This is a genomic window from Methylocystis heyeri (genome assembly GCF_004802635.2).
GTDB lineage: Bacteria > Pseudomonadota > Alphaproteobacteria > Rhizobiales > Beijerinckiaceae > Methylocystis > Methylocystis heyeri.
In genome coordinates this window covers 788,666-814,638 of record NZ_CP046052.1, presented here as the reverse complement: position 1 = coordinate 814,638, position 25,973 = coordinate 788,666, and the positions used below count along the sequence as shown (strand labels likewise).

At 63.3% G+C, this 25,973-nt stretch carries 25 protein-coding genes and 2 tRNA genes; 9 read left to right on the top strand and 18 right to left on the bottom strand.

The genetic code is table 11. The features are described from left to right. Positions 1–65: 65 nt before the first annotated feature. From H2LOC_RS03605 to amoC, 11 genes are all read right to left on the bottom strand, one after another. Positions 66–1,784 (bottom strand): peptidoglycan DD-metalloendopeptidase family protein, encoded by a 1,719-nt coding sequence (locus H2LOC_RS03605; RefSeq protein ID WP_246206969.1) that lies wholly within the window; start codon positions 1,782–1,784, stop codon positions 66–68. A 134-nt stretch (positions 1,785–1,918) separates the two neighbouring features. Beyond that, entirely contained in the window at positions 1,919–2,599 is a 681-nt protein-coding gene (locus H2LOC_RS03600; RefSeq protein WP_136495137.1) for a class I SAM-dependent methyltransferase, read from the bottom strand. Then, complete coding sequence (surE, locus tag H2LOC_RS03595) at positions 2,596–3,366, bottom strand: 5'/3'-nucleotidase SurE (protein WP_136495136.1); 771 nt, start codon at positions 3,364–3,366, stop codon at positions 2,596–2,598. The genes H2LOC_RS03600 and surE overlap by 4 nt, the downstream gene beginning before the upstream one ends. Positions 3,367–3,385: 19 nt before the next feature. Next, the gene (gene serS / locus H2LOC_RS03590; RefSeq protein ID WP_136495135.1) at positions 3,386–4,693 is read right to left on the bottom strand and encodes a serine--tRNA ligase; all 1,308 of its coding nucleotides are present in this window, start codon (positions 4,691–4,693) and stop codon (positions 3,386–3,388) included. Between the two features lie 431 nt (positions 4,694–5,124). Continuing rightward, the gene (tatC, locus tag H2LOC_RS03585; RefSeq protein WP_136495134.1) at positions 5,125–5,907 is read right to left on the bottom strand and encodes a twin-arginine translocase subunit TatC; all 783 of its coding nucleotides are present in this window, start codon (positions 5,905–5,907) and stop codon (positions 5,125–5,127) included. After that, positions 5,904–6,284, bottom strand: coding sequence for a Sec-independent protein translocase subunit TatA/TatB (locus tag H2LOC_RS03580; protein WP_136495133.1), 381 nt, complete (start codon positions 6,282–6,284; stop codon positions 5,904–5,906). Before H2LOC_RS03580 ends, tatC begins: the two co-directional genes overlap by 4 nt. Before the next feature lie 42 nt (positions 6,285–6,326). After that, positions 6,327–6,560: a twin-arginine translocase TatA/TatE family subunit gene (locus H2LOC_RS03575; RefSeq protein ID WP_136495132.1), complete on the bottom strand. Its 234-nt coding sequence runs from the start codon at positions 6,558–6,560 to the stop codon at positions 6,327–6,329. A 106-nt stretch (positions 6,561–6,666) separates the two neighbouring features. Then, positions 6,667–6,966 (bottom strand): SorB family sulfite dehydrogenase c-type cytochrome subunit, encoded by a 300-nt coding sequence (gene sorB, locus H2LOC_RS03570; protein WP_136495131.1) that lies wholly within the window; start codon positions 6,964–6,966, stop codon positions 6,667–6,669. A gap of 16 nt (positions 6,967–6,982) precedes the next feature. After that, positions 6,983–8,197 carry a SorA family sulfite dehydrogenase catalytic subunit gene (sorA, locus tag H2LOC_RS03565; RefSeq protein ID WP_136495130.1) on the bottom strand — a complete coding sequence of 405 codons (1,215 nt, stop codon included), beginning with the start codon at positions 8,195–8,197 and terminating at the stop codon, positions 6,983–6,985. Positions 8,198–8,520: 323 nt separating this feature from the next. After that, the gene (locus H2LOC_RS03560) at positions 8,521–9,105 is read right to left on the bottom strand and encodes a beta-class carbonic anhydrase (RefSeq protein ID WP_136495129.1); all 585 of its coding nucleotides are present in this window, start codon (positions 9,103–9,105) and stop codon (positions 8,521–8,523) included. A gap of 184 nt (positions 9,106–9,289) precedes the next feature. Then, positions 9,290–10,057: a bacterial ammonia monooxygenase, subunit AmoC gene (amoC, locus tag H2LOC_RS03555; RefSeq protein ID WP_136495622.1), complete on the bottom strand. Its 768-nt coding sequence runs from the start codon at positions 10,055–10,057 to the stop codon at positions 9,290–9,292. 186 nt (positions 10,058–10,243) lie between these two features. On the opposite strand from amoC, the gene H2LOC_RS03550 reads away from it, so the two are divergent. Then, entirely contained in the window at positions 10,244–11,206 is a 963-nt protein-coding gene (locus H2LOC_RS03550) for a LysR family transcriptional regulator (RefSeq protein WP_154331562.1), read from the top strand. A gap of 87 nt (positions 11,207–11,293) precedes the next feature. Here the strand turns inward: H2LOC_RS03550 and scpB are convergent, their stop codons facing one another. The 6 genes from scpB to H2LOC_RS03520 form a co-directional block, all read right to left on the bottom strand. Continuing rightward, a complete protein-coding gene (gene scpB / locus H2LOC_RS03545) occupies positions 11,294–12,064 on the bottom strand; it encodes an SMC-Scp complex subunit ScpB (RefSeq protein ID WP_154331561.1) in 771 nt (256 codons plus the stop codon). A 52-nt stretch (positions 12,065–12,116) separates the two neighbouring features. After that, positions 12,117–12,935: a segregation and condensation protein A gene (locus H2LOC_RS03540; protein WP_136495128.1), complete on the bottom strand. Its 819-nt coding sequence runs from the start codon at positions 12,933–12,935 to the stop codon at positions 12,117–12,119. A 170-nt stretch (positions 12,936–13,105) separates the two neighbouring features. Continuing rightward, positions 13,106–14,119 carry a beta-N-acetylhexosaminidase gene (gene nagZ / locus H2LOC_RS03535; RefSeq protein ID WP_136495127.1) on the bottom strand — a complete coding sequence of 338 codons (1,014 nt, stop codon included), beginning with the start codon at positions 14,117–14,119 and terminating at the stop codon, positions 13,106–13,108. Positions 14,120–14,135: 16 nt separating this feature from the next. Next, positions 14,136–15,491, bottom strand: a complete 1,356-nt coding sequence (locus H2LOC_RS03530; RefSeq protein ID WP_136495126.1) for an SPOR domain-containing protein — start codon at positions 15,489–15,491, stop codon at positions 14,136–14,138. 82 nt (positions 15,492–15,573) lie between these two features. Further along, complete coding sequence (gene argS, locus H2LOC_RS03525) at positions 15,574–17,355, bottom strand: arginine--tRNA ligase (RefSeq protein WP_136495125.1); 1,782 nt, start codon at positions 17,353–17,355, stop codon at positions 15,574–15,576. A 128-nt stretch (positions 17,356–17,483) separates the two neighbouring features. Next, on the bottom strand, positions 17,484–18,605 hold the full coding sequence (locus H2LOC_RS03520) for a deoxyguanosinetriphosphate triphosphohydrolase (protein ID WP_246207132.1): 1,122 nt from the start codon (positions 18,603–18,605) through the stop codon (positions 17,484–17,486). Between the two features lie 176 nt (positions 18,606–18,781). Between H2LOC_RS03520 and erpA the strand changes: the two genes are divergently transcribed. The 5 genes from erpA to H2LOC_RS21675 all read left to right on the top strand — a co-directional run bounded on the left by erpA (position 18,782) and on the right by H2LOC_RS21675 (position 22,086). Then, complete coding sequence (gene erpA / locus H2LOC_RS03515; RefSeq protein WP_136495123.1) at positions 18,782–19,126, top strand: iron-sulfur cluster insertion protein ErpA; 345 nt, start codon at positions 18,782–18,784, stop codon at positions 19,124–19,126. Positions 19,127–19,186: 60 nt separating this feature from the next. Further along, positions 19,187–20,077, top strand: a complete 891-nt coding sequence (locus H2LOC_RS03510; protein ID WP_136495122.1) for a PfkB family carbohydrate kinase — start codon at positions 19,187–19,189, stop codon at positions 20,075–20,077. Between the two features lie 98 nt (positions 20,078–20,175). Then, positions 20,176–20,251 (top strand) — tRNA-Asn (locus H2LOC_RS03505). 438 nt (positions 20,252–20,689) lie between these two features. Beyond that, positions 20,690–21,910, top strand: a complete 1,221-nt coding sequence (locus H2LOC_RS03500) for an ABC-three component system protein (protein ID WP_136495121.1) — start codon at positions 20,690–20,692, stop codon at positions 21,908–21,910. After that, a complete protein-coding gene (locus tag H2LOC_RS21675; RefSeq protein WP_246206968.1) occupies positions 21,907–22,086 on the top strand; it encodes a three component ABC system middle component in 180 nt (59 codons plus the stop codon). The genes H2LOC_RS03500 and H2LOC_RS21675 overlap by 4 nt, the downstream gene beginning before the upstream one ends. A gap of 27 nt (positions 22,087–22,113) precedes the next feature. Here the strand turns inward: H2LOC_RS21675 and H2LOC_RS03495 are convergent. After that, a protein-coding gene (locus H2LOC_RS03495) for an IS3 family transposase (RefSeq protein ID WP_136495120.1) occupies positions 22,114–23,267 on the bottom strand; the annotation gives its coding sequence in 2 pieces (ribosomal slippage) (positions 22,114–23,018 and positions 23,018–23,267; 1,155 coding nt in all). Between H2LOC_RS03495 and H2LOC_RS22045 the strand changes: the two genes are divergently transcribed. From H2LOC_RS22045 to H2LOC_RS03485, 3 genes are all read left to right on the top strand, one after another. Further along, positions 23,266–23,634, top strand: coding sequence for a three component ABC system middle component (locus H2LOC_RS22045; protein WP_425487317.1), 369 nt, complete (start codon positions 23,266–23,268; stop codon positions 23,632–23,634). The two genes, H2LOC_RS03495 and H2LOC_RS22045, sit on opposite strands and share 2 nt — an antisense overlap. Then, entirely contained in the window at positions 23,631–25,592 is a 1,962-nt protein-coding gene (locus H2LOC_RS03490) for a DUF3732 domain-containing protein (RefSeq protein ID WP_136495119.1), read from the top strand. The genes H2LOC_RS22045 and H2LOC_RS03490 overlap by 4 nt, the downstream gene beginning before the upstream one ends. A 179-nt stretch (positions 25,593–25,771) precedes the next feature. Next, positions 25,772–25,847 (top strand) — tRNA-Asn (locus H2LOC_RS03485). Positions 25,848–25,973 lie beyond the last annotated feature (126 nt).

Genomic DNA, 25,973 nt, shown 5'->3' with positions numbered 1-25,973 from the left:
CCGCCGCCCCATTCTCCGGCGCTGGTGTCTCGCGAACGCCGGAGTATGCCTGGATCGCCGGGCGCTTACAGCCCGGCGAGATAATTGGTGGGATCGACCGGAGTGGCCCCCTTGCGCAGCTCGAAGTGGAGCTGCGGCGAGGCGACGTTTCCGGACTGGCCGGACTTCGCGATCGACTGGCCCCGAGCGACGTGATCGCCGCGCTTGACCGAAACCTCGCCATTATGAGCGTAGGCCGAGACGAAGCCGTTGGGATGGCGGATCAGCACGAGATTGCCGTACCCCTTCAGCTCGCTGCCGGCATAGACCACGGTGCCGCCTTCGGCCGCCTTCACCGCGGTGCCTTCCGGAACCGCAATGTTGATGCCGTCATTGCCGCCGCTGGCGAAGCCCTGAATGATCCGGCCCCGCGCCGGCCAGCGGAATTCGGGATGCGCGGCGTCGGAAGGCTTGTCCTCTTCGGCGGGCGCAACCGCGGAAGTCGTGGTGGTCTTGTCGACCTTTGCGGGCTCGACCACCGAAGCGGTGCGGACCGGCTCGTGCTTCTCCTGAACCTTGGGGGCCGGAGTTTCGACCGGCGCAGGCGCCGACGCGGGCTCGGCTTTGGCCACGCGAGCCGGCTTCGCCTTGGGGGCGGGCTTTTCCGCCTCCTCGACATCCACCTTGGCGGCGACGCGAGCCTTGGCGGTTTTCGCCTTGGCTGCAGGCTTGTCCTCCTCCTCGTCTTCCGCCTTGGCGGCGACATGAGGCTTGGCGGGCTTCGCCTTGACCGCTGGCTTTTCCTCCTCCTCGTCATCCGCCTTGGCGGCGACGTGAGGCTTGGCCGGCTTCGCCTTGGCGGCGGGCTTTTCCTCCTCCTCGTCGTCCGCCTTGGCGGCGACGTGAGGCTTGGCGGGTTTCGCCTTGGCCGCAGGCTTTTCCTCCTCCTCGTCGTCCGCCTTGGCGGCGACATGAGGCTTGGCGGGTTTCGCCTTGGCCGCAGGCTTTTCCTCCTCTTCGTCGTCCGCCTTGGCGGCGACATGAGGCTTGGCCGGCTTCGCCTTGGCCGCAGGCTTTTCTTCCTCTTCCTGCGTGTCCGCCTTCGAAAGATGGGCGGGCCGCGTCGCCGGCTGCTCGGCGCGCTTGCCGGCGGCCTTCTTCGCGGCCGGCGCGTCGTCGTCATCCTCGGACTTCGCAGCCTTTTCGGGTTTCGCGGGCTTGGGCGCAGGGGCGGGCTTGACCTCCGCCTTGCGAGCGGGCCTTTCCTCAGCCTCCTCCTTGGCGACATGCGCCGGAGCGGCGGGTTTCGGCGCGACGGCGGTGGCGCGATAGACCGGAATCACGAGACGAGAGCCGGGCTGAACCTGCTGTGCGCTCGAATATCCGTTGACCCGAAGCAGCGCGTCAGTCGGAACGCCGTAGCGGTTGGCGAGAACCCCGGCGGTGTCGCCGTCCGCGACCGTGATCGGCGTGCCGCCCTCGGCGCTCCAGTGATTATAGACGCCCCCGGAACCCGAAGCCTGGGGCTGCGGCGCGGCGCTCTGGGCCGGCGCGGATTTCGCCGGAGGAGCCAGCGGCCTCGCCTGGATCGGGGATGAATTGGACCCGCCCGAAATCGCACCGGTCGGCGCCCGGTCGATCGAACGCGGCGGCCGCGACGTGGAATGCGTCGGGCTACGGTCGAAAGGATCCGAGAAAGGATCGGCCGAGAACCGGCTTGCGTCCGAACATCCCGCCATCAGCGCGGCGGTCCCGGCGGCCAGCATGAGCCGCATGGCGGCCCTGGGGAGAAAAACTCGACGCATTATTGCCATGACGCGACCCACTCGAACTCAACCAACGATACTTTTATAGGCTGAGGTCGGTTAAGGGAGCGTTTAAGATGAACGCAAGTTCAACGGCCGCGTTAAATTTGTAAGCTTAACGCGAGGTCGCGGCTTTACAGGGCGAGCGCGCGTCCGCTAAGGGCGGCTGCATGGCGGCATTCGCCCCGGTCGATTTCATTGAATCCGGAGCCCGCGCGCTCCAGCCGGACCAGCCGGGCGCGCCTCCGCCCGCTCGCCGCCCTGGGCAGAAACTTTCCGAACACCATCACGCCCCCCGGCGCGAGGCGCTCCAGCGCCGTCGCAGGCGTCTCCTCGAAACACATATGCAGGATAATGCGGTCGAACAGCCCGAGCGCCGGTTCCCTCGCCAGGCCGTCGGCGAAAACCACCTGGGCGTTGGAGATCGCGAGCGAGGTCAGCCGGCTCTGCGCCTCGATTGCGAGCGTTTCGTATCTCTCCAGGGAAAGAATTTCGCGACCGAGTTGCGCCAGCACCGCGGCTCCATATCCCGAGCCAGAGCCCACCTCCAGCACCCGATGCGACGGCTCGACGCCGAGCGCCTCGAGCCAGCGCCCCAGTTCCGCCGACGAGGGCATGGTCTGCCCGCATTCTATCGGCAGGGCGAGGTTGCGATTGGAGAGATCGCGGAATCGATGGGGCGAAAACAATTCCCGCGGCGCTCGCTCGATCGCCCGCATCACCGCCACATTGCGGACCCCGGCCCGTCGCAACTGCAAGGCGAGCGCCGCCCGGGTCTCGATCGGCAGAGCCTCCGCCTCGAAGGCTCCGCTCATGACTCGGCCTCGAACAGCCTCGCGAGCGCCGTCACGGTGGGATGGTCGGTGAAATCGAGCTTCAGCGGCGTAACCGTGATCTTATGCTGGTCCAACGCCTCGATGTCCGTGCCCGGGCCGGGCGTGAAATTGCTGCGCTGGAACGAGATCCAATGATAGGGATTGCCGCGTCCGTCCCTGCGGTCCTCGATTTTCATCAAATCATTGCTGCGCTGGCCCTGCATGGTGACGGCGACGCCCTTGACCTCATGCGGCAGGCAGGCGGGAAAATTGACGTTCATCAGCACATTGGGCGGGATTCCAGCCGCGATCAGCTTGCGCAGCACCCCGGCGCCATGCGTCTCGGCGCAGCTCCAGTGGATGGTCTGGCGCCCGGAGAAGAAGTCATAGACCTGGGACAACGCGATCGAGGGAATGCCGAGGATGGTTCCCTCCATCGCCGCGGCTATGGTGCCGGAATAGGTCACGTCCTCGGCGACGTTCTGGCCGCAATTGACCCCGGAGAGCAAAAGATCCGGCGGACGATCCATCAGCTTGCGCACGCCCATGATCACGCAATCGGTCGGCGTGCCCTTGAGCGCGTAGCGGCGCTCCGAAATCTGCCGCAGGCGCAGGGGATCGTTGAGAGACAACGAATGGGCGACGCCGGACTGTTCGGTTTCCGGCGCGATGACGAAAACATCGTCGGAAATCTCGCGAGCGATCCTCTCCAGAATGGCGAGGCCGGGGGCGTGGATTCCGTCGTCGTTGGTGACGAGAATTCGCATGATCGGTCGTTCGCCTTCCCTATTCCCGCGTGATGATATCGGTCCCGCCCATAAAGGGCCGCAGAACCTTCGGCACTTCGATCGAGCCGTCGGCCTGCTGGTAATTCTCGATGACCGCAATCAACGCCCGGCCGACCGCCACCCCCGAGCCGTTGAGCGTATGCACGAAGCGCGGCGCCCCGTCCTTGGGGCGATAACGCGCGTTCATGCGGCGGGCCTGGAAATCGCCGCATACCGAACAGGACGAGATTTCGCGATATTTCCCCTGCCCCGGCAGCCATACTTCGAGATCGTAGGTCTTTTGCGAGGCGAAGCCCATGTCGCCGGTGCACAGAACCACCTTGCGGTAGGGAAGCTCCAGCAGCTGCAGCACTTTTTCGGCGCATTGGGTCATGCGCTCATGCTCTTCGAGCGATTGCTCGGCAGTCGTGACCGAAACCAGTTCGACCTTGAAGAACTGATGCTGGCGGATCATGCCGCGGGTGTCGCGCCCCGCCGCTCCCGCCTCGGCGCGGAAGCAATAGGTGCCGGCGGTCATGCGCAGGGGAAGCAGGGCTTCGTCGATGATCTGCCCGCCGGCGAGATTGGTCAGCGGAACCTCGGCCGTGGGGATGAGCCAAAAGGGAGCCTGCTCCTGGGCGGCGTCGCCCCGCCCGGCCGTAACCGAGAACTGATCCTCGCGAAACTTCGGCAGTTGCGCCGTGCCGAACATGGCGGCGTCGCGCACCAGCAGCGGCGGATTGACCTCCTGATAGCCATGCTCGTCGGTGTGCAGATTGAGCATGAACTGCGCCAGCGCGCGCTCGAGCCGTGCGAGCTTGCCCTTGTTCACGACGAAACGCGCGCCCGACAGCTTGGCCGCGCCCTCGAAATCCATCAGCCCCAGGCCCTCGCCGAGCTCGAAATGCTCCTTGGGCGTAAAGTCGAACTGGCGCGGCTCGCCCCAGCGCAAAACCTCGACGTTTTCGTTCTCGTCCTTGCCCTCGGGCACGCTTTCCAGCGGCGCATTGGGGATTTCCGACAGGGCCTTGTCCAGCGCGCCGACGGCCTCGCGCTCGGCGGCCTCCAGCTGCGGCCAATCCTCCTTGATCCCCGCGACCTCGGCTTTGAGCGCCTCGGCCCTGGCCGCGTCCTTGGCCTGCATCGCGGCGCCGATCTCCTTGGAGGCGGCGTTGCGCCGCTCCTGCGCCGCCTGCAGCCGGGCGATCGCGGCGCGGCGCGCGTCGTCGAGCGCCAGCAGGCCGGCCGAGAGCGGCTCCAGCCCGCGCCGGGCGCGGGCCTTGTCGAAGGTCTCGGGGTTTTCGCGAATCCATTTGATGTCGTACATGAAATCGTCCGGGCGTTAAGAGACTGCAGGGGGCGCTTCGAGCGCCTCGTCGCTCAGGCGTTTGGTTCGGAGCCGAGGTTTCCGACGCGATTTCTAGTCGCTCGCATGATTCCGCGCGAGAGGAAATCGCGCTGTCTCTTTTGTGTCGACAATGAGCGACGCCGCAACCGCCGCGAAAGCGGTGAATTTTTGCGACCCACAATGGATTTAGCCTCGGCTCGCATGCATTCAAATACTATTTGGAGCGACAGACGCTGGTAAAGATGGACGCCGCCGTCACTGCGAGCGAAGCGAAGCAGTCCAGACGCCGCATCAGCCCGAGTTACTGTGATTTAAAGGACATGAATACCGGGCACGCCCCGCGTTTTAGTCTGGATTGCTTCGCTTTGCTCGCAATGACGTGTTCTTACCCGCCATTGCCGGACCTATGCTCAAACGCCGTCGGCGGCGGCCTCCGCGGCGGCGCGCTTCTTTTCGATCATGCGAATCGACAGGATCGAGGCTTCGTAGAGCAGCATTCCCGGCAAGGCCAGGGCGAGCTGGCTGAAGACGTCCGGCGGCGTCAGGACGGCGGCGACGATGAAGACGAGCACGATGGCGTATCTGCGCTTCTCGGCCAGGAACTGCGACGAGACGATGCCGACCTGCCCCAGCAGGGTCAGCACGACCGGAAGCTGAAACACCGCGCCGAAGGCGAGAACCAGCGTCATGATCAGCGAGAGATATTCCGAGACCCGCGGCAGCAGCTCGATCTGGGCCTTTCCCGGTTCGTTTGCCTGCTGCATGCCGATGAAGAAGCGCAGAAGATTGGGCGTCACCACGAAATAGACCAGCAGCGCGCCTGCCAGAAAAAACACCGGAGTCGCAAAGAGATAGGGCCGGAACACGGCGCGCTCGTGCTTATAGAGGCCGGGCGCCACGAAGGCGTATATCTGGCTGAACACCACCGGACAGGAGAAAAAAGCCGCAGTGAACAGAGCCACCTTGATCTGGGTGAAGAAATATTCCTGCGGCGCGGTGTAGATCAGCTTCGCTTCCGGGCCTGCGACATGCGTATAGGGCACGACCAGCAGGTTGTAGATGTCCTTGGCGAAATAGAAGGAGACGAGAAACATCACGAGGAAAGCCAGCAGCGCCCGGATCAGGCGCTCGCGCAGCTCCACCAGATGCTCGAGGAGGGGAGCCTTTGTAGCCTCGATGTCGGCGTCGGTCATGCCGGCAGCTCTTTTTGCGGCGGGGTCTCGGGAGGAAGCGGCGATTCCGCCGGAGGCGCCTCGGCCGCGGGGCCGACCGGAGCCTCTATCGCATCCGTGATCTGCTTGCGGGCTTCCGTCATGGGATCGAACGAGCCGCTCAGCCCTACCCCGGCTATGGCCGAATCGACCTCCTGCTTCAGATCCTTGCGCAGGTCATGAAGCTCCGCCTCGCGAATCGCCTCCATGAATTGTCCCTGGAATTCCGCGGCCATGCGGCGCGCCTTGCCGATGAGCTGGCCGAGTTGGCGCAGCACGCGCGGCAAATCCTTCGTGGGAATCACGACCAGCGCGACAACGCCGATGACGATGAGCTTCCCGGCGTCGAAATCGAACATTGCGAATCCCGCGAGGTTGGCGTCCGCTCGAGCTTGGGTGTCTTAGACCTTCTTGGCGTCGCTCGCCTTTTCGATCGAGGAATGATCGGCGGTCAGGCGCTCGATGGGCTTATGCGCCTCATCCGTCGCGGCCTCATCCTCGGCCATGCCCTTCTTGAACGCCTTAATTCCCTTGGCGACGTCGCCCATGACGTCGGAAATCTTGAATTTCCCGCCAAACAGCACGAACACGACGCCGCCTACGATAATCCAGTGCCAGATTGACAGGCCACCCATGCCTCAACCTCCAAAGCCCATACAGGGCGCCTCAACCACGGTTGGTCGACCGGAAACTAGGACGCCGACGGCGCAAAAACAAGAATATTCGGGTCCGATTTGGCGATCAGTAGGCGCGCGAGAGATAGTCTGCGATCGCCTTTGCGTCGGTTTCGCTTATGGGCGCGTGGTAGGAGTGGATCATCTTGTTGACTTCGCCCTCCCAGAACTCCCTGCCCCGCTTCGGCGGCTGGGTCTCGATATAATCGAAGGAATGACAGGCCGCGCAGTTGTTTTGCGCCGTCTCCATGTCCGGGGCCGGCCTCAGCGTCGCGGTTTCCTCCGGCAGTTGGTAGGTGAGCGGTTTCGCTCCCGCGCCGCTTATCGACGCAAAGGCGATCGCGAGCAAAATCAGAGAAGTTCTCATGGCGCCGATCCCTCGCTCAGGCCGCATGGACGCGCACGGTCTCGACCGCGTTGCGAAGATAGCCGGGCGGGTTCCACAGAGGCTGGACAGGCTGGGTCTGCCCGATTCTGTTGATCGCGCGCACCATCAATTCGTGGGTTCCCCGCGGCAAGGTGAGTTCGGCCTGCCACTCGCGAAAGGAATAGCGGCCGAGATCCTCGCCGAGCCTTGCTTCGCGCCAGCTCTGGCCGCCATCGGCCGAGAGAAGAACGTCGGTTATTCCATAGCCCCCGTCGAAAGCGATGCCCTTGACGAGGGTCGGCTTCGCAGAGGCGATCTTCGCGTCGTCGGCCAGATTGGTGATGAAGGAGCGAATTTTGAACCGCGCCACGGGCGCAGTCGCACGCGGCTTCTGGCCCGGTTCGACGCAAGCGCAGGCGTTGTCCGGCGCGCGGTAGCCCGTCGTCATCCAGTAACCGTCGAACGCATGGTCGAGGACGGTGATCTCGCTCAAATGCTTGACCCAATAGGTCCCGTAATAGCCCGGAACCACGAGACGGATCGGAAAGCCGTTCAGCCAGGGCAGATCCTCGCCGTTCATGGCGTAGGCGATCATCACCTCGCCGTCGCGGGCATGGTCGATATCGAGCGCTTTGACGAAATCCGGCGTCTCCGGCATGACCGGCTTGTCGAGTCCATTGAAAGAAACCTGCCGGCTGCCCGCCTTGATCCCTGCCTTGTCGAGGATGGATTTGAGCGCAACTCCGCTCCAGCGGGCGTTGCCCATCGCGCCGTTGCCGAGCTGTCCGCCCGCGGTGCGGGGCTCCACGAAGCCGCGGCTGTTGCCGGTGCACTGATGGACCGCGACGATCTCGACCGGCTCGAAATCCTTCTCGAGCTCCGCGAGGGACAGCGACAGCGGGCGCTCCACATTTCCTTTGATCTCCAGCCGGAAGGCTTCGGGATCGATCGAGAGCGGAATATCGGCCATGTGATAGCGCACGAAGAAAGCGTCGTTCGGGGTAATGACGCTTTCATTGAAAACCCAAAACGGCGTCTCGAGCTGAGGCGGGCGGGCGGTGAGCTGGATCAGCGGACGCTTGCCGGGGTAACGCACCAGCCGGCGCTCGCCATTGGCGAAGGGAAGCGTCACCGTATCCTGCGCCAGGGCGCCGAAAGGCGTCGTTACACGAGCGGCCAATCCCGCGCCGATCCCTTTTCCCATAGCCTGCAACAGGAAACGTCTGTCCATCTTCGTCCTCGTTTCGGGATTGGCGCCAGAAACTTTCGAGCGGGTTTCGCCGATACGCTCGCCCCACTCCGCCAAAGGATATGGCGCTCATCCAGGGCGGCGGCGATGAGTCACGCAACGCTCCAGCCTCTAGGGTCGTCTTCGCCTGCGAATATGTTCCCGATATTAGGTCAGCCGAAGCGCGGCGGAAATTTAATTCTATTTAAGTCTCGCCATTTCGGACGAACATGCGGCGGGCTTTGCATAGTGGAAAGCAGCGGAGCGCCTTCCGCTTTGCGAGGCTTGCGGAATGCGCTCCGGAATGATGGGCTCGGCGTGGATTCTCAGGCGGCGCGCCCGGCTTCGGTCGCTTTCGCGACTTCGTTCAAGCGACCCGTCTTCACATCATAGATATAGCCGTAGACCGGCACGTTGCGCGGCGTCAGCGGATGCTGGCGAATGCGCAGCACGTCCTGAAGCACGCTTTCTTCCTGCGACTTGATGGTGTGCCATTTGATGAAATGGCCGGCCGCGCAACCGCCGCCATGCTGGGGGTTCGACCAGTTCTTGCCGTCGAAGCTGGCGGTGTTGAGGTTGTCCTCCAGCAGCGAGCCCATCACTTCGTCGCAGAACAGCTCCATGCCGCAATCGCTGTGATGAATGACGAACCACTCGTTGGTGCCGAGCAGCTTGTGCGAGATCACCAGCGAACGAAGCGCGTCGTCGGTGGCGCGGCCGCCGGCGTTGCGGATCACATGCGCGTCGCCTTCGGCGAGGCCGGCGTATTTCGCCGGATCGAGGCGCGCGTCCATGCAGGTCAGGATGGCGAAATGGCGCGCCGGCGGCATCGCGAGCTTCGCCTTGTCGCCGAAATTCGCTGCATATTGCGTATTGGCCGAAGTGACTTCTCCAACGATCTTGCTCGTCATGACATTCCCCCTTGTTGCTGTTTTTCTGGAGCGCGCGCCGCGAAAACCGAAGCATTTTCGCGATGAGATTGCGCATCGTCTCATTAATTGGCGCGATCTTTCAGTCCCGCCAGATGAAGCGGCGGGCCGAGAGCTTTCGCCCGGCCCGCCATTTGCTGTTACGCCGACAATGCGACGGATGGATTTACGCCAGCAGCGCGACGCCTTCCTTGCCGACCAGCGCATGAATGCGGGCCAGGATCTGCAGAACCACGCCGAACACGCCGAGCGCCATCCAGCCGAAGAACACGAAGCCCCAGTGCAGCGGAGCGACGAACAGCTCTTCCATGAACCAGAAGGTGTGGCCCCACTCGTTCAGGCCGACGTTCGGGATGATCATGAACGGGCCGATGGCGACGATCAGGAACGCCAGCGAGTAGCCATGAGCAAAATACGGAATGCGGGTCTTCGCATAGAAGAACGCGCCAACCGCGATGATCGAGTAGATCGGGTAGCTCATGTAGAATTCGATGATGTGCGACGGCGTGAAGTCCGTGTCGCGAATCACCGTCATGTGCCAGGTGCCGTCCTGCTCGGTGAAGAACGAAGCGCCCCAGTAGATGGCGACGCCGTAAACGGTCAGCCACTGAACCAGAACGACGAGGCGGCGCATCTCTTCGCGCGGCGAAACCGCGTCGACGTTGCGGTCGCGGGTCTTCCACAGATAGCCGGCGAGGCCGAGGCCCGAAACCAGCTCGAGCGGAATTTCCGTCCACAGGATCGACAGCCAGTAGGTCTGGAACTCCGGAGCGAAGGAGTCCAGGCCGGCGCGCCAGCCGAAGATCTGCTCGTAAATGCGGACGATCAGATAGAAGGTGTTCAGAACGGCGAGGCCGATCCACATCCCCTTCAGATCGACGACTGTATCTGTGCCAGCAGCTGCGCCCGCAGCTGTCTCGGTGGTCGAACTCATGGTCTATTCTCCTGAAGCGCTCCCGCTCGCGGGATGAGGCGAAATTCCTAATGTCTGGCGCGGCGCCGGTAAAATGAAGAATTTTCATTCCCCGCATTCAAGAATTCGATAGCGTTGCAATCGCATTGCTTACGTGCAATTCCCTCCGCCGGCAGGAAAGCCCATCTGAAAGCGGCGGCGCTCATCATGGCGGAACTGAGAAACTTCGATCTCAATCTCCTTGTCGCGTTCAAGGCGCTGATGGAGGAAGGGAGCGTTTCGCGAGCGGCCGAAAGAATGTGCATCAGCCAATCGGCGATGAGTCACGTTCTTCAGCGTCTGCGGCAACAGCTCGACGACCCTGTTCTGGTGAGAACTCCCAAAGGCATGACGCCGACCCAGCGCGCGCTGTCCTTGAATGGTCCGATCTGCGCGTTGCTCAACGATATCGAGCGCGTCATTCAGCCGCCCGAGGAGTTCGCTCCCGCCACGAGCCAGAAACGATTCGTCATCGCCGCGAGCGATTACGTGGAGTTTACGCTGCTGCCGCCTTTGATCGAGAAGCTCGGCAGGCAGGCTCCCAATGTCGAAATTCTCGTCAAGCAGCTCAACGGAAAAATACCCGAAAGCGAAATCAACGACGCCGACATAGACGTCGCGATCGGATTCGACGCCGTGCTGGACCCGCCGTCCTATTTGGAAAAGGAAGAATTGTTCAGCGAGAAAATAATAAGCGTCGTGAGGAAGGGCCATCCCGAGTTTCCCGACGAAGAAATGTCGCTCGATCAGTTCCTGTCGGCGAGGCATATGCTCATGTCGCGGCGCACTTCCGGCACCGGCCTCATCGACGATTGGCTCGAGCAGCGCGGCCTATCCCGCAAGATTTCTCTCATCGTGCCGAACTTCCTGGCCGCGCCCTGGATCGTGGCGCGCACCGATCTCGTTCTATCCTTGCCGGCGAGGATCGGAGAGTGTCTCGCCCGCGTGGCGCCCTTGAAAATATATCAGCTGCCGATTTCCCTGCCGGAATACAAGCTCACCATGGTCTGGCATTCGGCCCAGAAGAAAGAACCGGCGCATGCCTGGTTTCGTCGGCAGATCATGGATGTTTGCGGCGAGATTGTCGATTGTTCCGCAACAGAGGCGGAAGGGGAGACTACTCGACTATGACGGCGGTCAGCGATTGCGAGCGAAGCGAAGCAAATCCAGACGTGAATTACACGGGAACGGCTCTGGAATACTTCGCTCGCAATTTGCTTAATGCCGGATCTCGTCGCGGTCGTAATCTTCCTCGCCGTCCGCCGGCTCCGGAGCGTCCGGCTCTCCCTCGAACTCCATTTCAAGCAAAGCGGGCGCGTCTTCCTCCAGCGGCTCCTCGTCCTCGGTCAGAGCCTGGTCGTCGCTGGGTTGCGGAACCCGGAAGTCCTTGGGCAGGCGGCCGTCGAACAACCCTGCCCCCTTGAGCTCGTCGAGCCCGGGCAGATCGCCGATCTGCTCCAGTCCGAAGTGCATCAGGAAGGCCTCCGTCGTACCGTAAGTGATGGGCCGGCCGGGGGCCTTTCGCCGTCCGCGCAGGCGGACCCAGCCGGTCTCCAGCAGCACGTCCAGCGTGCCCTTGGATATGGCGACGCCGCGGATCTCTTCGATTTCCGCCCTGGTGACGGGCTGGTGATAGGCGACGATCGCCAGGGTTTCGAGCGCTGCGCGAGAAAGCTTCTTCTCTTCGACCTGTTGGCGGGCGAGCAGCCAGGAGAGGTCGGTCGCGGTTCGAAAGAACCATTTTTTGCCGGCGCGAGCGAGATTGACGCCCCGAGAGGCATAATCCTCCCGCAGCCGCTCCAGCGCTTCCCTGACCTGAACTTCCTTGGGCAAGCGTTCTGCGATCTCGGATTCGTCGAGAGGCTCGCTGGCGGCGAAGAGCAAGGCTTCGGCGATTCTCACCGCTTCGCGCAGGGCCGCCTGCGCGCGGGCGATCGCCTCGTCGTTGTTCTCGTCAAACAGCTCGACCTTTTTCGCAACCTGCGCCAATCCGCCTACCTCCACCTTTGTTTTGCCGCCAAATAGCCGGGTAGACCCGACGTCACGGTCCAAAATCGAACGAAACCGCTTCGGCCGACGTTGATTCCCGCCGCCGCAGCCAGATGGTCGAGAAAGGCCGATCCTGCCGCAGGTCGAACCTGCCTTCCCGCACCATTTCCAGCGAGGCCGAAAAGGCCGAGGCCCGCACGGTCCGTGCGGTCGGCAAATCGACGCAATATTGAAGCAGGTAATCGTCCAGAACCGTCCACTCCACCGCGGCGCCGGCGAGGCGCTCCAGAGCCTCGCGCGCTTCGGCGAGCGACCACACCGCCCGCTGGCGCAAGGTCACCCTGGAGATGGCGTTCTTCTGCCTCTGGCGGGCGTAGGCCGAGAGCAGATCGAACAGATTGGCCCGGTAGTTGGTGCGCGACCGGGTTTCGATCCCTTCGGCCGCCCCACGCAAAAACATGTCCCGGCCCAGCCGCGCCCTGTCGGTGAGCTTGTCGGCGGCGCGTCTTATCGCCTCCAGGCGGCGCAGGCGATCGGCCAGTGCGGCGGCGAGGTCTGCGGCCGAGGGCTCTTCGCCTTTGGGCTGCTCAGGCAGCAAAAGGCGCGATTTGAGATAGGCGAGCCAGGCCGCCATCACCAGATAATCTGCCGCGAGTTCGAGCCGGACCCGCCGCGCAGCCTCGACGAAAGCGAGATATTGCTCCGCCAGCGCAAGGATGGAAATCCGGGCGAGGTCGACCTTTTGTCGGCGGGCGAGTTCCAGCAGAAGGTCGAGGGGGCCTTCGAAACCATCGACGTCGACCACGAAGGCGGGCTCGCTCGCTCCGCGTTCCGAGTTCTCTGTGGGTTCCAAGGCCAGTTGCCGCGCCATCCGCGTGGAGGTCCTTTCCGGCGCGGAAGAGTCCGCGCTCCAGGCGCGTTACGCGCTCGCAGCTATGCGAGCGATGTCGAATCGCGCCGATCAAGACGTTGCAGCGCGTCGAGCCGGAAAAGTCCGCGACTTTTGCCTCAAATGCGCGCCACCGGCGAAATTTGTGCTTTTTAGGCGGTCATCGCAAGGGCGGCGTCGAGTTCGCGCGCGCCATCCACAGCATTAAACGCGTCCGGCGCCTGCAAAAGCCGGGACAGCGCCGCTTCGGCGCGTTCGAACGCCCGCCCGGCCAGCTCGGGAGCGCCCTCGGCCACGGGCCGGGCCTCCGCAAGATCGCCGTTGCAATGGAGAACGACGTCGCAGCCGGCCGCGATCGCGCTTTCCGCGCGGGTGCGGAAAGCGCCCTTGAGCGCCCTCATGGAAAGGTCGTCGGTCATGAGCAGGCCCTCGAAGCCGAGAGCGCCCCTGATGGTTCCTTCAATGACGGTCCTGGACAGCGTCGCCGGGCGCTCGGGATCCAGCGCCTCATAGACGACATGGGCCGTCATGGCCATGGGCAGGTCGGCGTTGGCGGCGAAAGGCGGGAAATCCACCCGCTCCAGTTCCTCGCGCGGAGCGTCCACCACCGGCAGCTCAAAATGGCTGTCGGCGCGCGCACGGCCATGTCCGGGAATATGCTTCATGACCGGCAGGACTCCGCCGGCGAGAAGACCCTCGGCCGCCGCGCGGCCGATGCGGGCCACGATGTCGGGGTCTCGGCTGTAGGCGCGGTCGCCGATGACGCCGTGCGAACCCTCCTGCGGCGCGTCGAGCACCGGCAGGCAATCCACATTTATCCCGACTTCGCGAAGGTCATGGGCCATGACGCGGGCGCCGAGCCAGGCGAGCCGTTCCGCGCTCCCGGTCGAAGACGCGAGCTTCTCGAAAGTCGCGGCGCAAGGGTATTTGCGCCAGTGCGGCGCCGCCAGCCTCTGGACGCGCCCGCCTTCCTGATCGACGAGAATGGGCGTGCGCGCGTCGCCGGTCGCTTCGCGGATGGAATCGGTCAGCGCCCGAACCTCGCCGGGATCGCCGATGTTGCGCTTGAAGAGGATCACGCCCCAGGGCAGCGCCTCGCGCAGGAAGGCGCGCTCTTCCGCCGTCAGCGAAACGCCGAGCACGCCACAGATGAAAGCGCGGGTCATGCCGGCGTTCCTGCGATCAGTTTCCTGCGACGAAGCAATTGCCGCCGCCGGCCTTGACCTTGCCGCAGACGGCGTTCGCGGCCTCTTTGCTGATGCCGCCGACGCGCACGCGATAGACCGTCTTGTCGCCCACCTTGGCCATTTTGAAGGTCGGCTTGTGGCCGCCGAGCTGCGAGCCGTATTTGCCGGCGACTTTCGAGACCAGAGCGTGAGCTTCTTCCTCGGTGGCGGCGGCGCCGAACTGCACGGCGAACGCGCCTTTTTCGATCTTCTGGGGCGGCTCGGCGGGCGCGGCCTCCGCCTCCGCCGGCGCGGCGCCGTCATCGACCGCGGCGGCCTTCTGCGGCAGCTTCGGCTTGAGCGCCTTGGCGTCCGCGTGCGGGGTGGTCGTCGGTTTGGCCGCGCTTTTCGGGGTGGCGGAATTCTTCTTTTCGGCGGCTTCCCTGGCGGGCGCGCCGGTGGCCTTGACCACCGCCGGCGGCACGGCGCCGCTGGTGATGACGCTGCCGTCCGGACGGACGGAAACCGTTTTCACCTTCTTGGGCTCTGGACCGACAGCGGCCGGGGCCTCGTGCGGCGCGTCGACGGCGCCGGCGCCGAGCTTGACCGCCCGCGGCTCGACCTTGGGATCGACGGGCTGCTCCTGATGGGAAACGACCTGTTTCACCGGGGCGACCTCCTGCCGATCGAGCACGGTCGCGTCGGGCCGGTCGATTTTCGCCTCCGGCTCCGCTTCCGGTCTAACCTTGGTCGGGCCATCCGGCGCGTTGATGGTGGCGATCTCGCGCGATCCGACCACTCCGCCGCGATGGGCGAAGGACCAGCCGATTCCCCCGGCGGCGACCACCGCGATGGCGGCCACGGCGTGCCATGGCCGCAGCTTCGGCAGGCGCCTTTCGCCCCGCGGCGCCTCGGCGGCATGTCCGCCGTCCCCGTTCGCGCCATAGTCGAGATAGGCGGCGTGGTCGTCGGGCCATTCCTCATGGGATTGGCCCTGCCCGGCCCCGTTGGGCTCGAAACGCTGGGTTTCGTTCCCGAAATAAGGCTGCTGATAGGGGAGCGGCTCCTGCTGCTGCGGGAGATGTTCGTCGGCGAAGCCGCCGCGAAGCTCGGCGCTGAAAGCGCTGTCGTCGGCCTGAGCGGGCTCGTCGCGCCACTCCGGGTAATGGCTCTGCTGCTGCGGCGCCGGCGCTTCCTCGGCGAAGATCTGGTCGTAACGCTGGCTGGAGCGGTTCTGGTCTTCCCCGTGCATCAGCCGCGCGAGTTCGCTCAAGGGATCGCGGGGAGAGTTCTTGGCGGGTTCCGAACCGCGCAGCCGCCGCTCGAAATCGCTGATGTCGATCGCAGCGCCTCTGTTTGTTGACTCGCGCATGGGCTGTACCTCGCCTGTTTCCTGGGCGTTAAAGGGTTCGAGTCGCGGATTTTCTGCATCGCCATGGCGAAGAGAGAGAAAATCAACGCATTTCGTCGGGCGCCTTCACGCCCAGAAGCCTCAGACCCGACGCCAGCACGCAGGCTAAACAAACAACCAACGCGACGCGGGCGCTGGTTGAATCTCTCTCTTCAGCATTAACAAACCGTAATTGTGGCCGATCTTTGCCGCGGTTCCAATGAGCGTGGAACGTGCTCGCCAGTTCATAGAGGTAGAAGGCCACGCGATGCGGCTCATGCGCCGCAGCGGCCGCCTCGACCAGCCTCGGATATTGCGCGACGACCCGCGCGAGGCCCAGTTCGCTCTCGTCCTCCAGCAACTCGAGCGGCGTGGCGAGCAGGGCGGCCGGGCTCGCGTCGAGGTCGGGAAAAGCCGCAAGTGCCTGGCGCAGCACGGATTTCGCGCGGGCGTGGGCGTATTGCACATAAAAGACCGCGTTGTCCTTGGACTGTTCCAGCACCTTCGCGAGGTCGAATTCGAGCGGCGCGTCGTTCTTGCGGTAGAGCATCATGAAGCGCACGGGATCGACGCCGACTTCGTCGACGACGTCGCGCAAGGTGACGAAATCGCCCGAGCGCTTCGACATTTTGACGGGCTCGCCCTCGCGCATCAGCTTGACCAGCTGGCAGAGCTTCACGTCCAGAACCACCTTGCGGTCGGAAAGGGCCGCGACGGCGGCGGTCATGCGTTTCACATAGCCGCCGTGATCGGCGCCCCAGACGTCGACCAGAGTCGTGTAGCCGCGATCGATCTTGGATTTGTGATAGGCGATGTCGGCGGCGAAATAGGTGTTGGAGCCGTCGGATTTTTTGAGCGGCCGGTCGGTGTCGTCGCCGAAGCCGCTGGAGCGGAACAGGGTCTGCTCGCGATCCTCCCAATCGTCCGGCAACTGGCCCTTCGGAGGCGGCAGACGGCCCTGATAGACGAGCCCCGCGGCGCGCAGCTCCTCGATCTGGCGATCGATTTCCGAAACCCCGTTGGCCTTTTCATGGAGGGTCCGCTCGGAGAAGAAGACCTCATGCGTGATCCCGAGCGCGGCGAGATCCTCGCGGATCATGTCCATCATCATGTCGATGGCGATGTCGCGCACCGGCGGAAGCCACTCGCTTTCGGCCTTCTCCAGCAGCTCGCGGCCGTATTTCGCGGCGATTTTCTCGCCGACCGACTTCAAATAATCGCCCGGATACAATCCTTCCGGTATCGTCACGGTCTCGCCCAGGGCTTCCCGGTAGCGCAGAAAAGCCGAACGGGCGAGCACGTCGACCTGAGCGCCGGCGTCGTTGATGTAATATTCGCGCGTCACCTCGCAGCCGGAAAACTCCAGCAGATTGGCGAGGGCGTCGCCGAAGACCGCGCCGCGGCCATGGCCGACATGCATCGGCCCGGTCGGATTGGCGGAAACATATTCCACATTGACCTTGCCGGAGAGAGAACCCGCCCTGCCCTTCGCGACGCGGCCGAAATCCTCCGGGGCCTCCAGGACCTTGCGCAGCACGTCCCAGTAAACCGCGGGCTTGAGCTTGATATTGATGAAGCCCGGCCCCGCGACCTCGGCCTGGGCCACGCCCTCGGTCTCCGCCAGCGCCATGGCGATCTCCACCGCGAGCTGCCGCGGGTTGGAGAAATGAAGCTTGGCCTCCTTGGCGAAAACCATCGCGGCGTTGCAGGCGAGGTCTCCCATGGCCGCATCTTTGGGGGGCTCGACCACGAATCGCGACGGATCGAGCTCGGGCAGTCTGCCGGAAGCGGTTATCCGGGCGAGGATGTCGGCGATGCGGGCATGGAAGATGTGAAAAATGTTCATGTCGAGCTGGGTTGGGTCGCGGCTGGCGGCCGCCGGAAGCCGGGCTGAGCCGGGTCGAGGGAGGGTTTAGCAGACAAAGACGGCAAAAACACCAGCGGGAATCGCGCCCCCTGGAAATGCGCCCGCCGTCAGAGCACCACCGCCCTGCCCGAAAGACGGCGATATTCGTTGAGGGCGTAACGATCGGTCATTCCCGCGATATAATCCGCGACGACGCGCGCCGCCCGCGCCTCCTCGCCGCTTGCAGTAGCCAAAGCCGCCCATTCCTGGGGCATCAGCCCAGGCTGTTCCAGAAAGGCGGGAAAGAGCCAGGATATGGCGGCGCGGGCCTGATCCCGAACCGTCATGATCCGCGGATGGCGATACATATTGCTGAAAAGAAAGGCTTTCACCCCGCGCTCGGCCTGCGCCATCGTCGGCGAAAAGGCGACCATGGGCCTCCCGGCCGCGCGGATGTCCGCCGCGGTCCGGGGCTGCAGAGCCGCCAATCTGGCCTGCGCCTCGTCGATGACGTCTTCGACGAACCGGGTGATGACCCGGCGCGTGAGTTCGTGAATGACCCTGGTCCGCTCGAGCCCCGGATAGAGCGTCAGAACTTCCTCCAACAGCGCTCCGACGAAGGGAACCGCCGCGATCTCCTCCAGCGAGAAAAGCCCGGCGCGCAGTCCGTCGTCGATGTCGTGGGCGTTGTAGGCGATGTCGTCCGCGATCGCCGCCGACTGGGCCTCGGCGCCGGCGAAGGAATCGAGCTCCAGCGGAAAAGCGGCGTCGACTTCAGCGAAATAAGCGGGAAGATCGATCCGCGCATGCGGCCCGAGCAAGGGACCGTTGTGCTTGACGAGGCCCTCCAGCGTCTCCCAGGTCAGGTCGAGGCCGTCATAACGGGCGTAGCGGCGCTCCAGCTTGGTGACGATCCTCAAGGCCTGAACATTGTGGTCGAAGCCGCCATAACGGGCCATGCAGACCGTCAGCGCGTCTTCCCCGGCATGACCGAAAGGCGGGTGTCCGAGATCGTGCGAAAGCGCCACCGCCTCGGCGAGGTCTTCGTCCAGCGCCAGCGCGCGGGCGAGCGCGCGCGCGATCTGCCCGACCTCGATGGTATGGGTGAGGCGGGTGCGGAAATGATCGCCGTCGAGCGGAACGAAAACCTGGGTCTTGTGCGCGAGCCTGCGAAAGGCGGTCGAATGCAGGATGCGGTCGCGGTCGCGCTGGAATGCGCTGCGGGTGCGGGACGGGGTCTCCTCGATCATGCGCCCCCGGGAAAGCGCCGCGTCGCAGGCATAGGGCGCCAAAGGCGAACGGAGCGCCAAGCTCGTTTCTCCCGTCATTGAAAGGCCAAGGAGCCGTCACTATGATATCGCTGCTTACGCGCAGGATGACAGCGCGGCAAGTCGATCGTCTTTGGCGAATTTGAGGAAAACCACGCATGGGCGCAGAACAGGCGACGCAGGGAGTGGAGCTCAGCGACAACGCCGCCCGGCGCATCGCGACGATTCTGGCCGAAGAGCCGGAGGGTTCGGTGTTTCGGGTCGGGGTCGACGGCGGCGGCTGCTCCGGGTTTCAATACTCCTTCTCGGTGGTCCCCCGCGCGGGGGACGACGACATCCTGATCGCGCGCGAGGGGGCAAGGCTCGTCATCGACGAAACTTCGCTCGGCTTTCTGCAAGGCGCCCGGATTGATTTCATCGACGATCTGATGGGCCAGTCGTTCAGGATCGAAAACCCCAACGCGGTCTCCTCCTGCGGCTGCGGCTCCAGCTTCTCGATCTAGCGTTTTCTCCCGGCTCGGACGAAATCCTTCGAGCGCCGGCAAAAAATATTGGAGGGCGGTTTGGACGCGCTGTTCATTGGCCACGCCTATATCGACGTCAGCATGATCGCCGACGCCATTCCGACCGGCGACGAAAAGACCGTGGCGGAGGATTACGCCGTCTCCTTCGGCGGCGCCGCGACGACCGCCTGTTTCGCCTGCGCCAAGCTCGGCTATTCGCCCGACCTCCTGATTCCCGTCGCCCGCGACTGGCTCGGCCATATGTTCATGGACATGGCCGACACCTATGGAATCAGGGTCCATTCCCGGCGCGTGGCGCGATCATCCCTGTCCTTCATCTTCCCCAAGGAGGGCAGCCGTTCGATTCTGCGCGCGCGCGACGACCACTACCAGCAGACCTTTCCCCGTCTCGATCTCTCGATCACCCGGCTGCTGCACCTCGACGGCCATATGGGCGACGCGGCGCTCCACTACGCCCAGGCGGCGCGGGAACGAGGCGTCATCGTTTCCCTGGACGGCGGCGCCCTGCGCCCGGGAATCGCCGACCTCCTGGATTTCGTGGACGTCGCCATCGTCTCCATGGACCTCTGCCGCCAGATGAAGCTTTCGGAGGCCGAAATGCTCGCCTATCTGAAAAAGAAAGGCTGCCGGATCGGCGGCGTGACCAATGGCGCCAAGGGCCTGCTCTGGTACGGCGACAACGGGGAGATCGAGCTTTCGCCGTCCCTGCATGTGCCTTCCGAGAAGGTGATCGACACTTCCGGCGCCGGCGACATTTTCCACGGGGCCTATTGCGCGAGCTATCTCGACAATCCCGAAGCTCCCTGGCGCGAGCATTTCGAATTCGCCCGCGCCGCCTCCGCCCATAAGGTGCAGCATCTCGGCAATGAGGCCGGCCTGCCCTCCCGCGCCGACATCGCCCTGGCGGCCAAGCATTTTGCGCCGGCGTGAGCCGGAAAACCGGGAGAAACGGTCAAAGTTGAAAGAATTGCGTCAAAGGGGTTGGCAAACGGCTCCAACCCTTGCTATACGCCCCTCACACCAGACGTTCCTCGATAGCTCAGCTGGTAGAGCACGCGACTGTTAATCGCTAGGTCGTAGGTTCGAGTCCTACTCGGGGAGCCATCATCTTTCGTACGCAGCGGCGCGATCCTATGCGCTAGCGCACGCAAATGCCATACGCCAAGATATTCTTAGCTCCAGCTTCGGCAGCGACGGACTTCGACTTTCCGCCACGGAGCGATGCTTTCAGGCAGATGATCCAATCGTTTGCTACCCGCGTTACCGAACACCGAAGCGACCAACTCTCCATGTTACGGCCTTGCGACGTCTTCAAGCGCAGCATTCAGCAAACCGTTCTCAAGTCATTACCGAGCGGCTGATGCACAGCGCATGTATTGCTTCCACTGTTGGACGTGAGCGGTCTGCAGTGGGAAACCGCCAGGGGGTCTTTCCGCCTGCCGCGCTATCACGTAGCTTGTCGCCCCAGTGTGGGGGCGGAAACATGTCAAGTTACGGATTCGGGGGCATGGATAGTCATCGAGCGAATTTTGAGTCCGCGAGATGAGCGTCGATCCGCCGATCGATATCCACACCGCCGAAGACGCGGCCTTGGGCTTCTACTATCAGACCTACTTTGCGTTTTTGACACTTCTCCAACAGACTGGTGACGATGCCGGCGTCGGGATCGAACGACTCGACGACGTCCAACTCAAGGTCGACGGTCATCTTCTGCTCTATCAACTGAAGCACTCTATCAAGGCGGTCCCGCCGCCTATCACGATGAAGTCGCGGGCGCTTTGGCGCACTCTGAAGGTTTGGATCGACGCCCTTTTTCACATTGAGCTTGCACAAACGACAATGCACCTGGTTGCTGTCGGCTCACTGGGCGCGGCAAGCCCCTTGAACGCCCTGCTTGATCTCGACGCCGACCGCGACAATCTTGTCACCGCGCTAACTGCTGAGGCTCAGCTAGTCCACGACGCCCGAGAAGCGGCCCAGGCCTCGGGGACGAAGCTGCCCCATGGCGAGCGCGCCGATGGTTGCGCGGCCTTCTTGAATCTCGAACCGGCGGTTCGCTCAAACCTACTGCGCCGCGTTTTGATCAAGCCGGACAGCCCTTCCATTGATCAGGTCGAGGTTCAGGCCGCGCAGCAACTCACCCTCATCGCTCCAGAGCGCCGCGCCGAGGTAGTAAAGCGCCTGCTCGGCTGGTGGGATATGGAGGTTATCCACGCACTTTGCGGCAAGCGTGATCCGATCATCACCCGCGCAGAACTCCAGGCTCAGATCACATCAGTTATCGGTGATCTTGAAAGCAGCACCCTCCAGGCAGATTTCGAACTGCTGATGCCACCCCACGACTATCAGCCCGACGGCATGGTTGCCCGCCAAATCAAGCTTGTTGCAGGCGGTAACTCCGACCTTTCCAGGGCTATTCGTGAAGAGTGGCGCGCTCGCGAGCAGCGGGCAAAGTGGCTGAACGATAACTCCGCCATGGGATCTGTGGTCAGCCAGTATGATCAGGTGCTCGAGGAAGCCTGGTCGGATAGGCACAGCCAGATGGTCGAGGATTGCTCTGAAGTAGAGGACACCGTGAAGCGTGAGCGGGGCCTAGGCATGCTCCGTTGGACACACGACGAAGCGCCGGCAAGGGTCAGACCGATCGCCGAGAAGTGGTCGGCACCCTATTACGTCCGGGGCTCTTATCAGGTACTCGCGATCGACCTGCGAGTTGGCTGGCATCCCGAATACCTCGACCTGCTGAAGGACGAAGGTGGATGATCGCCCATGATATTTTCGCCGAAACAAATCCGGCGTTTTGCGCACACGTCCTCGTGGCGTTCACATCCGCCTTTCAGGAAACCCGGCCTAGCGGCCCTGAAGCTACCCTCGCTTATCTTGCCCTCCCCCTCGCAATCTCCAACGAGCTGGCCCAGACGTACGACGGAACAAATTGAGCTGCTGCCGGTTTGGTGGACAGCTGGTTAAGCTAATGCGACCTTCCGCTCGAACTCAACCGGGCTGAGATAGCCGATGGTCGAGTGACGGCGGACGGTGTTGTAGAAGCGCTCGATATAATCAAACACATCTGCCCTGGCCTCGTCGCGCGTCCGGTAGATTTTCCTGGCGACGCGCTCGGTTTTCATCGACGAGAAGAACGACTCCATCGCCGCATTGTCCCAGACGTTGCCGGATCGGCTCATCGAACAGGTGACGCCGTTGTCGGCCATCAGGCGCTGGAAGTGGTCGCTGGTGTATTGGCTGCCCTGGTCGGAGTGGTGCAGCAAGGCGTCTGGCCTGCCGCGTCGCCAGATCGCCATGATCAGGGCGTCCGCCACCAATTGCGCGGTCATCTCGGCCTTCATGGACCAGCCGACAACACGCCGCGAGAACAAGTCGATGACAGCGGCGACATACAGCCAGCCCTCTGCCGTCCAGATGTAGGTGAAGTCGGCGATCCACCTCTGGTTCGGCCGCTCGGCGACGAACTGGCGGTCCAGAACATTCGGCGCCACGGCGTCGGCGAGCCGCTGACCGCCGTCTTTGGGCAAGCCACGCCGGCGAGGCCGCGCCCGCAAGGCGTTTTCCTGCATCAAGCGCTCGATCTTATGCAGTCCGCAGCAAAAGCCGTCAGCCAGAACATCCCGCCAGACCCGGCGTGCGCCATAGGTTCTGGCGCTGGCGACAAAGCTCGCCCGGATGGAGGCCGTCATCTCCTCATCAAGCTTGTCGCGAGCGCTCGGTCCGCGCTTGAGCCAGGCGTGAAAACCCGACCGGGAGACATCCAGCGCTTTGCAGAGCCACGCCACCGGCCAGATCGAACGGTGCTTTGCGATAAAAGCGAACCTCATTTCGCTTCCCTCGCAAAGAAGGCCGCGGCCTTTTTTAGGATGTCGCGCTCCGCCCGCAGCTTGGTGACTTCGCGCCGCAGGCGCTCGATTTCAAGCTGCTCGGGCTTCATCTGCCCCTGACCAGGAAAGGCGGCGGCCGGATCAGCCGCCAATTCCTTCACCCAACGCCGCAGCATGTTCTCGTGCAGTTCCAGATCCCGCGCCGCCTGCGCAACGCTTACGCCGCGCTCGCGCACCAAACGGACCGCTTCGACCTTGAACTCCCGGCTGAACTGACGCCGTTCCATGCTCCACCTCCGGTTCCGTAAAACACCTTATCTCGGTGTCCACCAAACCGGCAGCAGCTCAAATCGCAACACTGGTCTCCCAGTATGGTTGGATCGAAACCCTGGCATTCTGGTTGACTTGGCCAGTCGGGTAGACGCATCGCTCGGCCTGGTGACAGAGGGCCTACGCTTCGGCTGCTTCTGTCAGGTTTTGAGATGGCAAGGCGCCCACATTCTTCGCGGGCCCGTCACAATAAAGAAGGTGACGAGCGCCAGATCGGGCGAAGCGGTCGCCGGTGCAATGAAGCGTGCAGAGCGTATGGGTTACTGGCTTGCCGCTGTGGGCTCGCAGCGCGCGGTTCTTAATATGATGGGGCTGACCGTATGAGCCGTTGGAATATCGCTAGCATCTTCTTCCTTGGGGCCGGCGGTGCTCGGCGCGACGTCGACCTTACGCCCGGCGCGATTAACATCATTACGGGCGCATCCGGCACGGGCAAGTCAGCACTGATCAAGGCGATCGACTATTGCCTAGGTTCTGGCCAGTGTGAGCTGCCAGCCCACATTCGGCGCAGAAGTCTCGCGGTTGGGGTCAAGTGGGTCCACGGCGACGAGGAAATGGTCGTCGGCAGGATAATCCCGCCTGTTGGGCAAGCGACCAGCACGCAGCTTTTCGTAACGATAGGTCGAAAGCTTCCGATACCCGCGACTATCGGTGATTTTGTTGGCCCGACGAATTTGGAATCGGCGAAGGCGCAGATCGAGCGGGCGTTTGGCATTGGTGATCTGGGGGCAGAAGCCGAACCGGGCCGCACGGTTCGCGGACGTACGACCGTTCGTCATGCGACTCCGTACCTGTTTGTGACAAAGGAGGTCATCGACAGCGAGACTGTGCTGCTTCATGGGCTGGAGCGAGCCGACAAAGCCCCCGATCTCGTGGCTTCAATGCCTTACTTTTTAGGGGCAATCGACGACACGAGCGCGATACAGGAGCGCCAGCTGAAGCAGTTGCAACGCACGCTGGACCGAGAAGAGACCAAAGCCTCTGCCCGAGCGAAGGCTAACACGGCGCTCCGGCAACGGGCCTTTGGTCTCCTGGTTGAGGCAGGCCGGCTTGGCCTCACATCGCCGCCAGCGGAGGATGCGTCGGAGACAGAGCTTCTGGCATCCCTGCAGCAGGCACAATCGATCTCGACGGCGGCGAGCACATATCCCAGCGAGAGCGAGATCGCCGAACTGCAACAACGGCGGGCTTCCATTTTGGCCGATATCGAAACCGCACGCGGCCAGCTCCGGTCGGCGCGCGCCGCGCTCCGAGACGCAAATGGCTTCGCAGCCGTAGTCACGCGGCAACACAAGAAGCTCGGCCTAGCGGAGCATCTCGACCTGCACAAGATCGCCGGCGTCTGCCCGGTCTGCGAGGCACCCTCGGAAAAAGGACGCGAGACCGCGCAGGCGCTGCGGCAAGCACTCGATGTAGTGCGAGCGGAATCGGCGGCCGTCGAACGGGTACAGCCTCGCTTAGCGGGTCACGAGCTCGGATTGCAGGAGAAAATCCGGGGGTTAAACAACGAATTGCGCGAGGTCGATGGTCAGATTCGGAGCTGGCTCCAGCAGTCCGCCGACACGCGTCGGCTCGCGAGCTTGGCTCAGGCCAAGGCGCACCTCCAGGGGCGGATATCCTACTTTCTCGAAGCATCGGCCGAGGAACCGCGGCAATCGTTTGCAGATCTCAACGTGCTGCGCGCGCAGATCGCGAAGCTTGAGTCTCAGGTTGATCGGGAGACGAAGCGCATCAAGCTCAGGCGCGCCGAGACCAAAATTTCCCAGTTTGCCTCGGATATCTTGGCTCAGCTCCCGACCGTAGCACCCTGCGTCGGATCCGAACTTGAGTTCGCCGTCACGGGACCGGAAGTCGTGCTCATCGAAGCCGACAGCGACGCTGTTCTTCGTATGCCGGACGTCGGGTCCGACCAAAACTACCTGGCCATCCACATCGCGCTCTCCTTCGCCCTGCAACGACATTTCGAAGCAATCACAGCTCCGGTGCCGGGCCTTCTCGTCCTTGATCAAATTAGCCGCCCGTACTTTCCCGCTCGCGACGATGATGCGGACGAGCGCGAGATCGCCGGAGGTCAAGAAGACGAAGACATCCAGGCGATGCGCCGGCACCTGGATTTCTTGTTCTCTGAAATCGAAGCGCGGACCGGCCTACAGGTGCTGTTGATCGAGCATGCCTATTTTGCTGATGACCCGCGCTATGTTGGCTCGACACGTGAGCGGTGGACGCGGGCCTCAGGCCGGGCGCTGATCCCGCAAGACTGGCCCATCCGCCCGGATGTTTGATTCCCGAGGCATTTTCACCTGGAGCTACACAGTCAAAGGTGAGCCCCCGCCTAACCAGCGAAAATTTGTGTCATTCTGGCCGCTGCGGCAGGTTATCGAACCTCCTGATACCTCCAAGATTGGCAAAAGGGCTTTGCAAATCGCTCGAACCCTTGCTATACGCGCCCCACACCAGACGTTCCCCGATAGCTCAGCTGGTAGAGCACGCGACTGTTAATCGCTAGGTCGTAGGTTCGAGTCCTACTCGGGGAGCCAAAAGAACTCCCGTAATCACAGCCGAAACATCCGCAAGGGCGCCTACCCGCCTTGTGGAGAAGCCGCTGTTCCCCAAAAACCTCAATCGCGCCGCGGCTCTTCGTCGCCCAGCCCTGCCAGCGAATA

Coding starts and splice junctions, on each gene's coding strand:
- H2LOC_RS03490 (WP_136495119.1), top strand. CDS start 23,631: ATGAGCCGTTGGAATATCGCTAGCATCTTCTTCCTTGGGGCCGGCGGT.
- H2LOC_RS21675 (WP_246206968.1), top strand. CDS start 21,907: ATGATCGCCCATGATATTTTCGCCGAAACAAATCCGGCGTTTTGCGCA.
- H2LOC_RS03520 (WP_246207132.1), bottom strand. CDS start 18,605: ATGATCGAGGAGACCCCGTCCCGCACCCGCAGCGCATTCCAGCGCGAC.
- surE (WP_136495136.1), bottom strand. CDS start 3,366: ATGCGAATTCTCGTCACCAACGACGACGGAATCCACGCCCCCGGCCTC.
- H2LOC_RS03580 (WP_136495133.1), bottom strand. CDS start 6,284: ATGTTCGATTTCGACGCCGGGAAGCTCATCGTCATCGGCGTTGTCGCG.
- nagZ (WP_136495127.1), bottom strand. CDS start 14,119: ATGACCCGCGCTTTCATCTGTGGCGTGCTCGGCGTTTCGCTGACGGCG.
- H2LOC_RS03540 (WP_136495128.1), bottom strand. CDS start 12,935: ATGGCGCGGCAACTGGCCTTGGAACCCACAGAGAACTCGGAACGCGGA.
- sorA (WP_136495130.1), bottom strand. CDS start 8,197: ATGGACAGACGTTTCCTGTTGCAGGCTATGGGAAAAGGGATCGGCGCG.
- H2LOC_RS03550 (WP_154331562.1), top strand. CDS start 10,244: ATGGCGGAACTGAGAAACTTCGATCTCAATCTCCTTGTCGCGTTCAAG.
- H2LOC_RS03530 (WP_136495126.1), bottom strand. CDS start 15,491: ATGCGCGAGTCAACAAACAGAGGCGCTGCGATCGACATCAGCGATTTC.
- H2LOC_RS03600 (WP_136495137.1), bottom strand. CDS start 2,599: ATGAGCGGAGCCTTCGAGGCGGAGGCTCTGCCGATCGAGACCCGGGCG.
- sorB (WP_136495131.1), bottom strand. CDS start 6,966: ATGAGAACTTCTCTGATTTTGCTCGCGATCGCCTTTGCGTCGATAAGC.
- H2LOC_RS22045 (WP_425487317.1), top strand. CDS start 23,266: ATGCTCCACCTCCGGTTCCGTAAAACACCTTATCTCGGTGTCCACCAA.
- H2LOC_RS03605 (WP_246206969.1), bottom strand. CDS start 1,784: ATGCGTCGAGTTTTTCTCCCCAGGGCCGCCATGCGGCTCATGCTGGCC.
- amoC (WP_136495622.1), bottom strand. CDS start 10,057: ATGAGTTCGACCACCGAGACAGCTGCGGGCGCAGCTGCTGGCACAGAT.
- tatC (WP_136495134.1), bottom strand. CDS start 5,907: ATGACCGACGCCGACATCGAGGCTACAAAGGCTCCCCTCCTCGAGCAT.
- H2LOC_RS03560 (WP_136495129.1), bottom strand. CDS start 9,105: ATGACGAGCAAGATCGTTGGAGAAGTCACTTCGGCCAATACGCAATAT.
- H2LOC_RS03500 (WP_136495121.1), top strand. CDS start 20,690: ATGAGCGTCGATCCGCCGATCGATATCCACACCGCCGAAGACGCGGCC.
- serS (WP_136495135.1), bottom strand. CDS start 4,693: ATGTACGACATCAAATGGATTCGCGAAAACCCCGAGACCTTCGACAAG.
- erpA (WP_136495123.1), top strand. CDS start 18,782: ATGGGCGCAGAACAGGCGACGCAGGGAGTGGAGCTCAGCGACAACGCC.
- H2LOC_RS03575 (WP_136495132.1), bottom strand. CDS start 6,560: ATGGGTGGCCTGTCAATCTGGCACTGGATTATCGTAGGCGGCGTCGTG.
- argS (WP_136495125.1), bottom strand. CDS start 17,355: ATGAACATTTTTCACATCTTCCATGCCCGCATCGCCGACATCCTCGCC.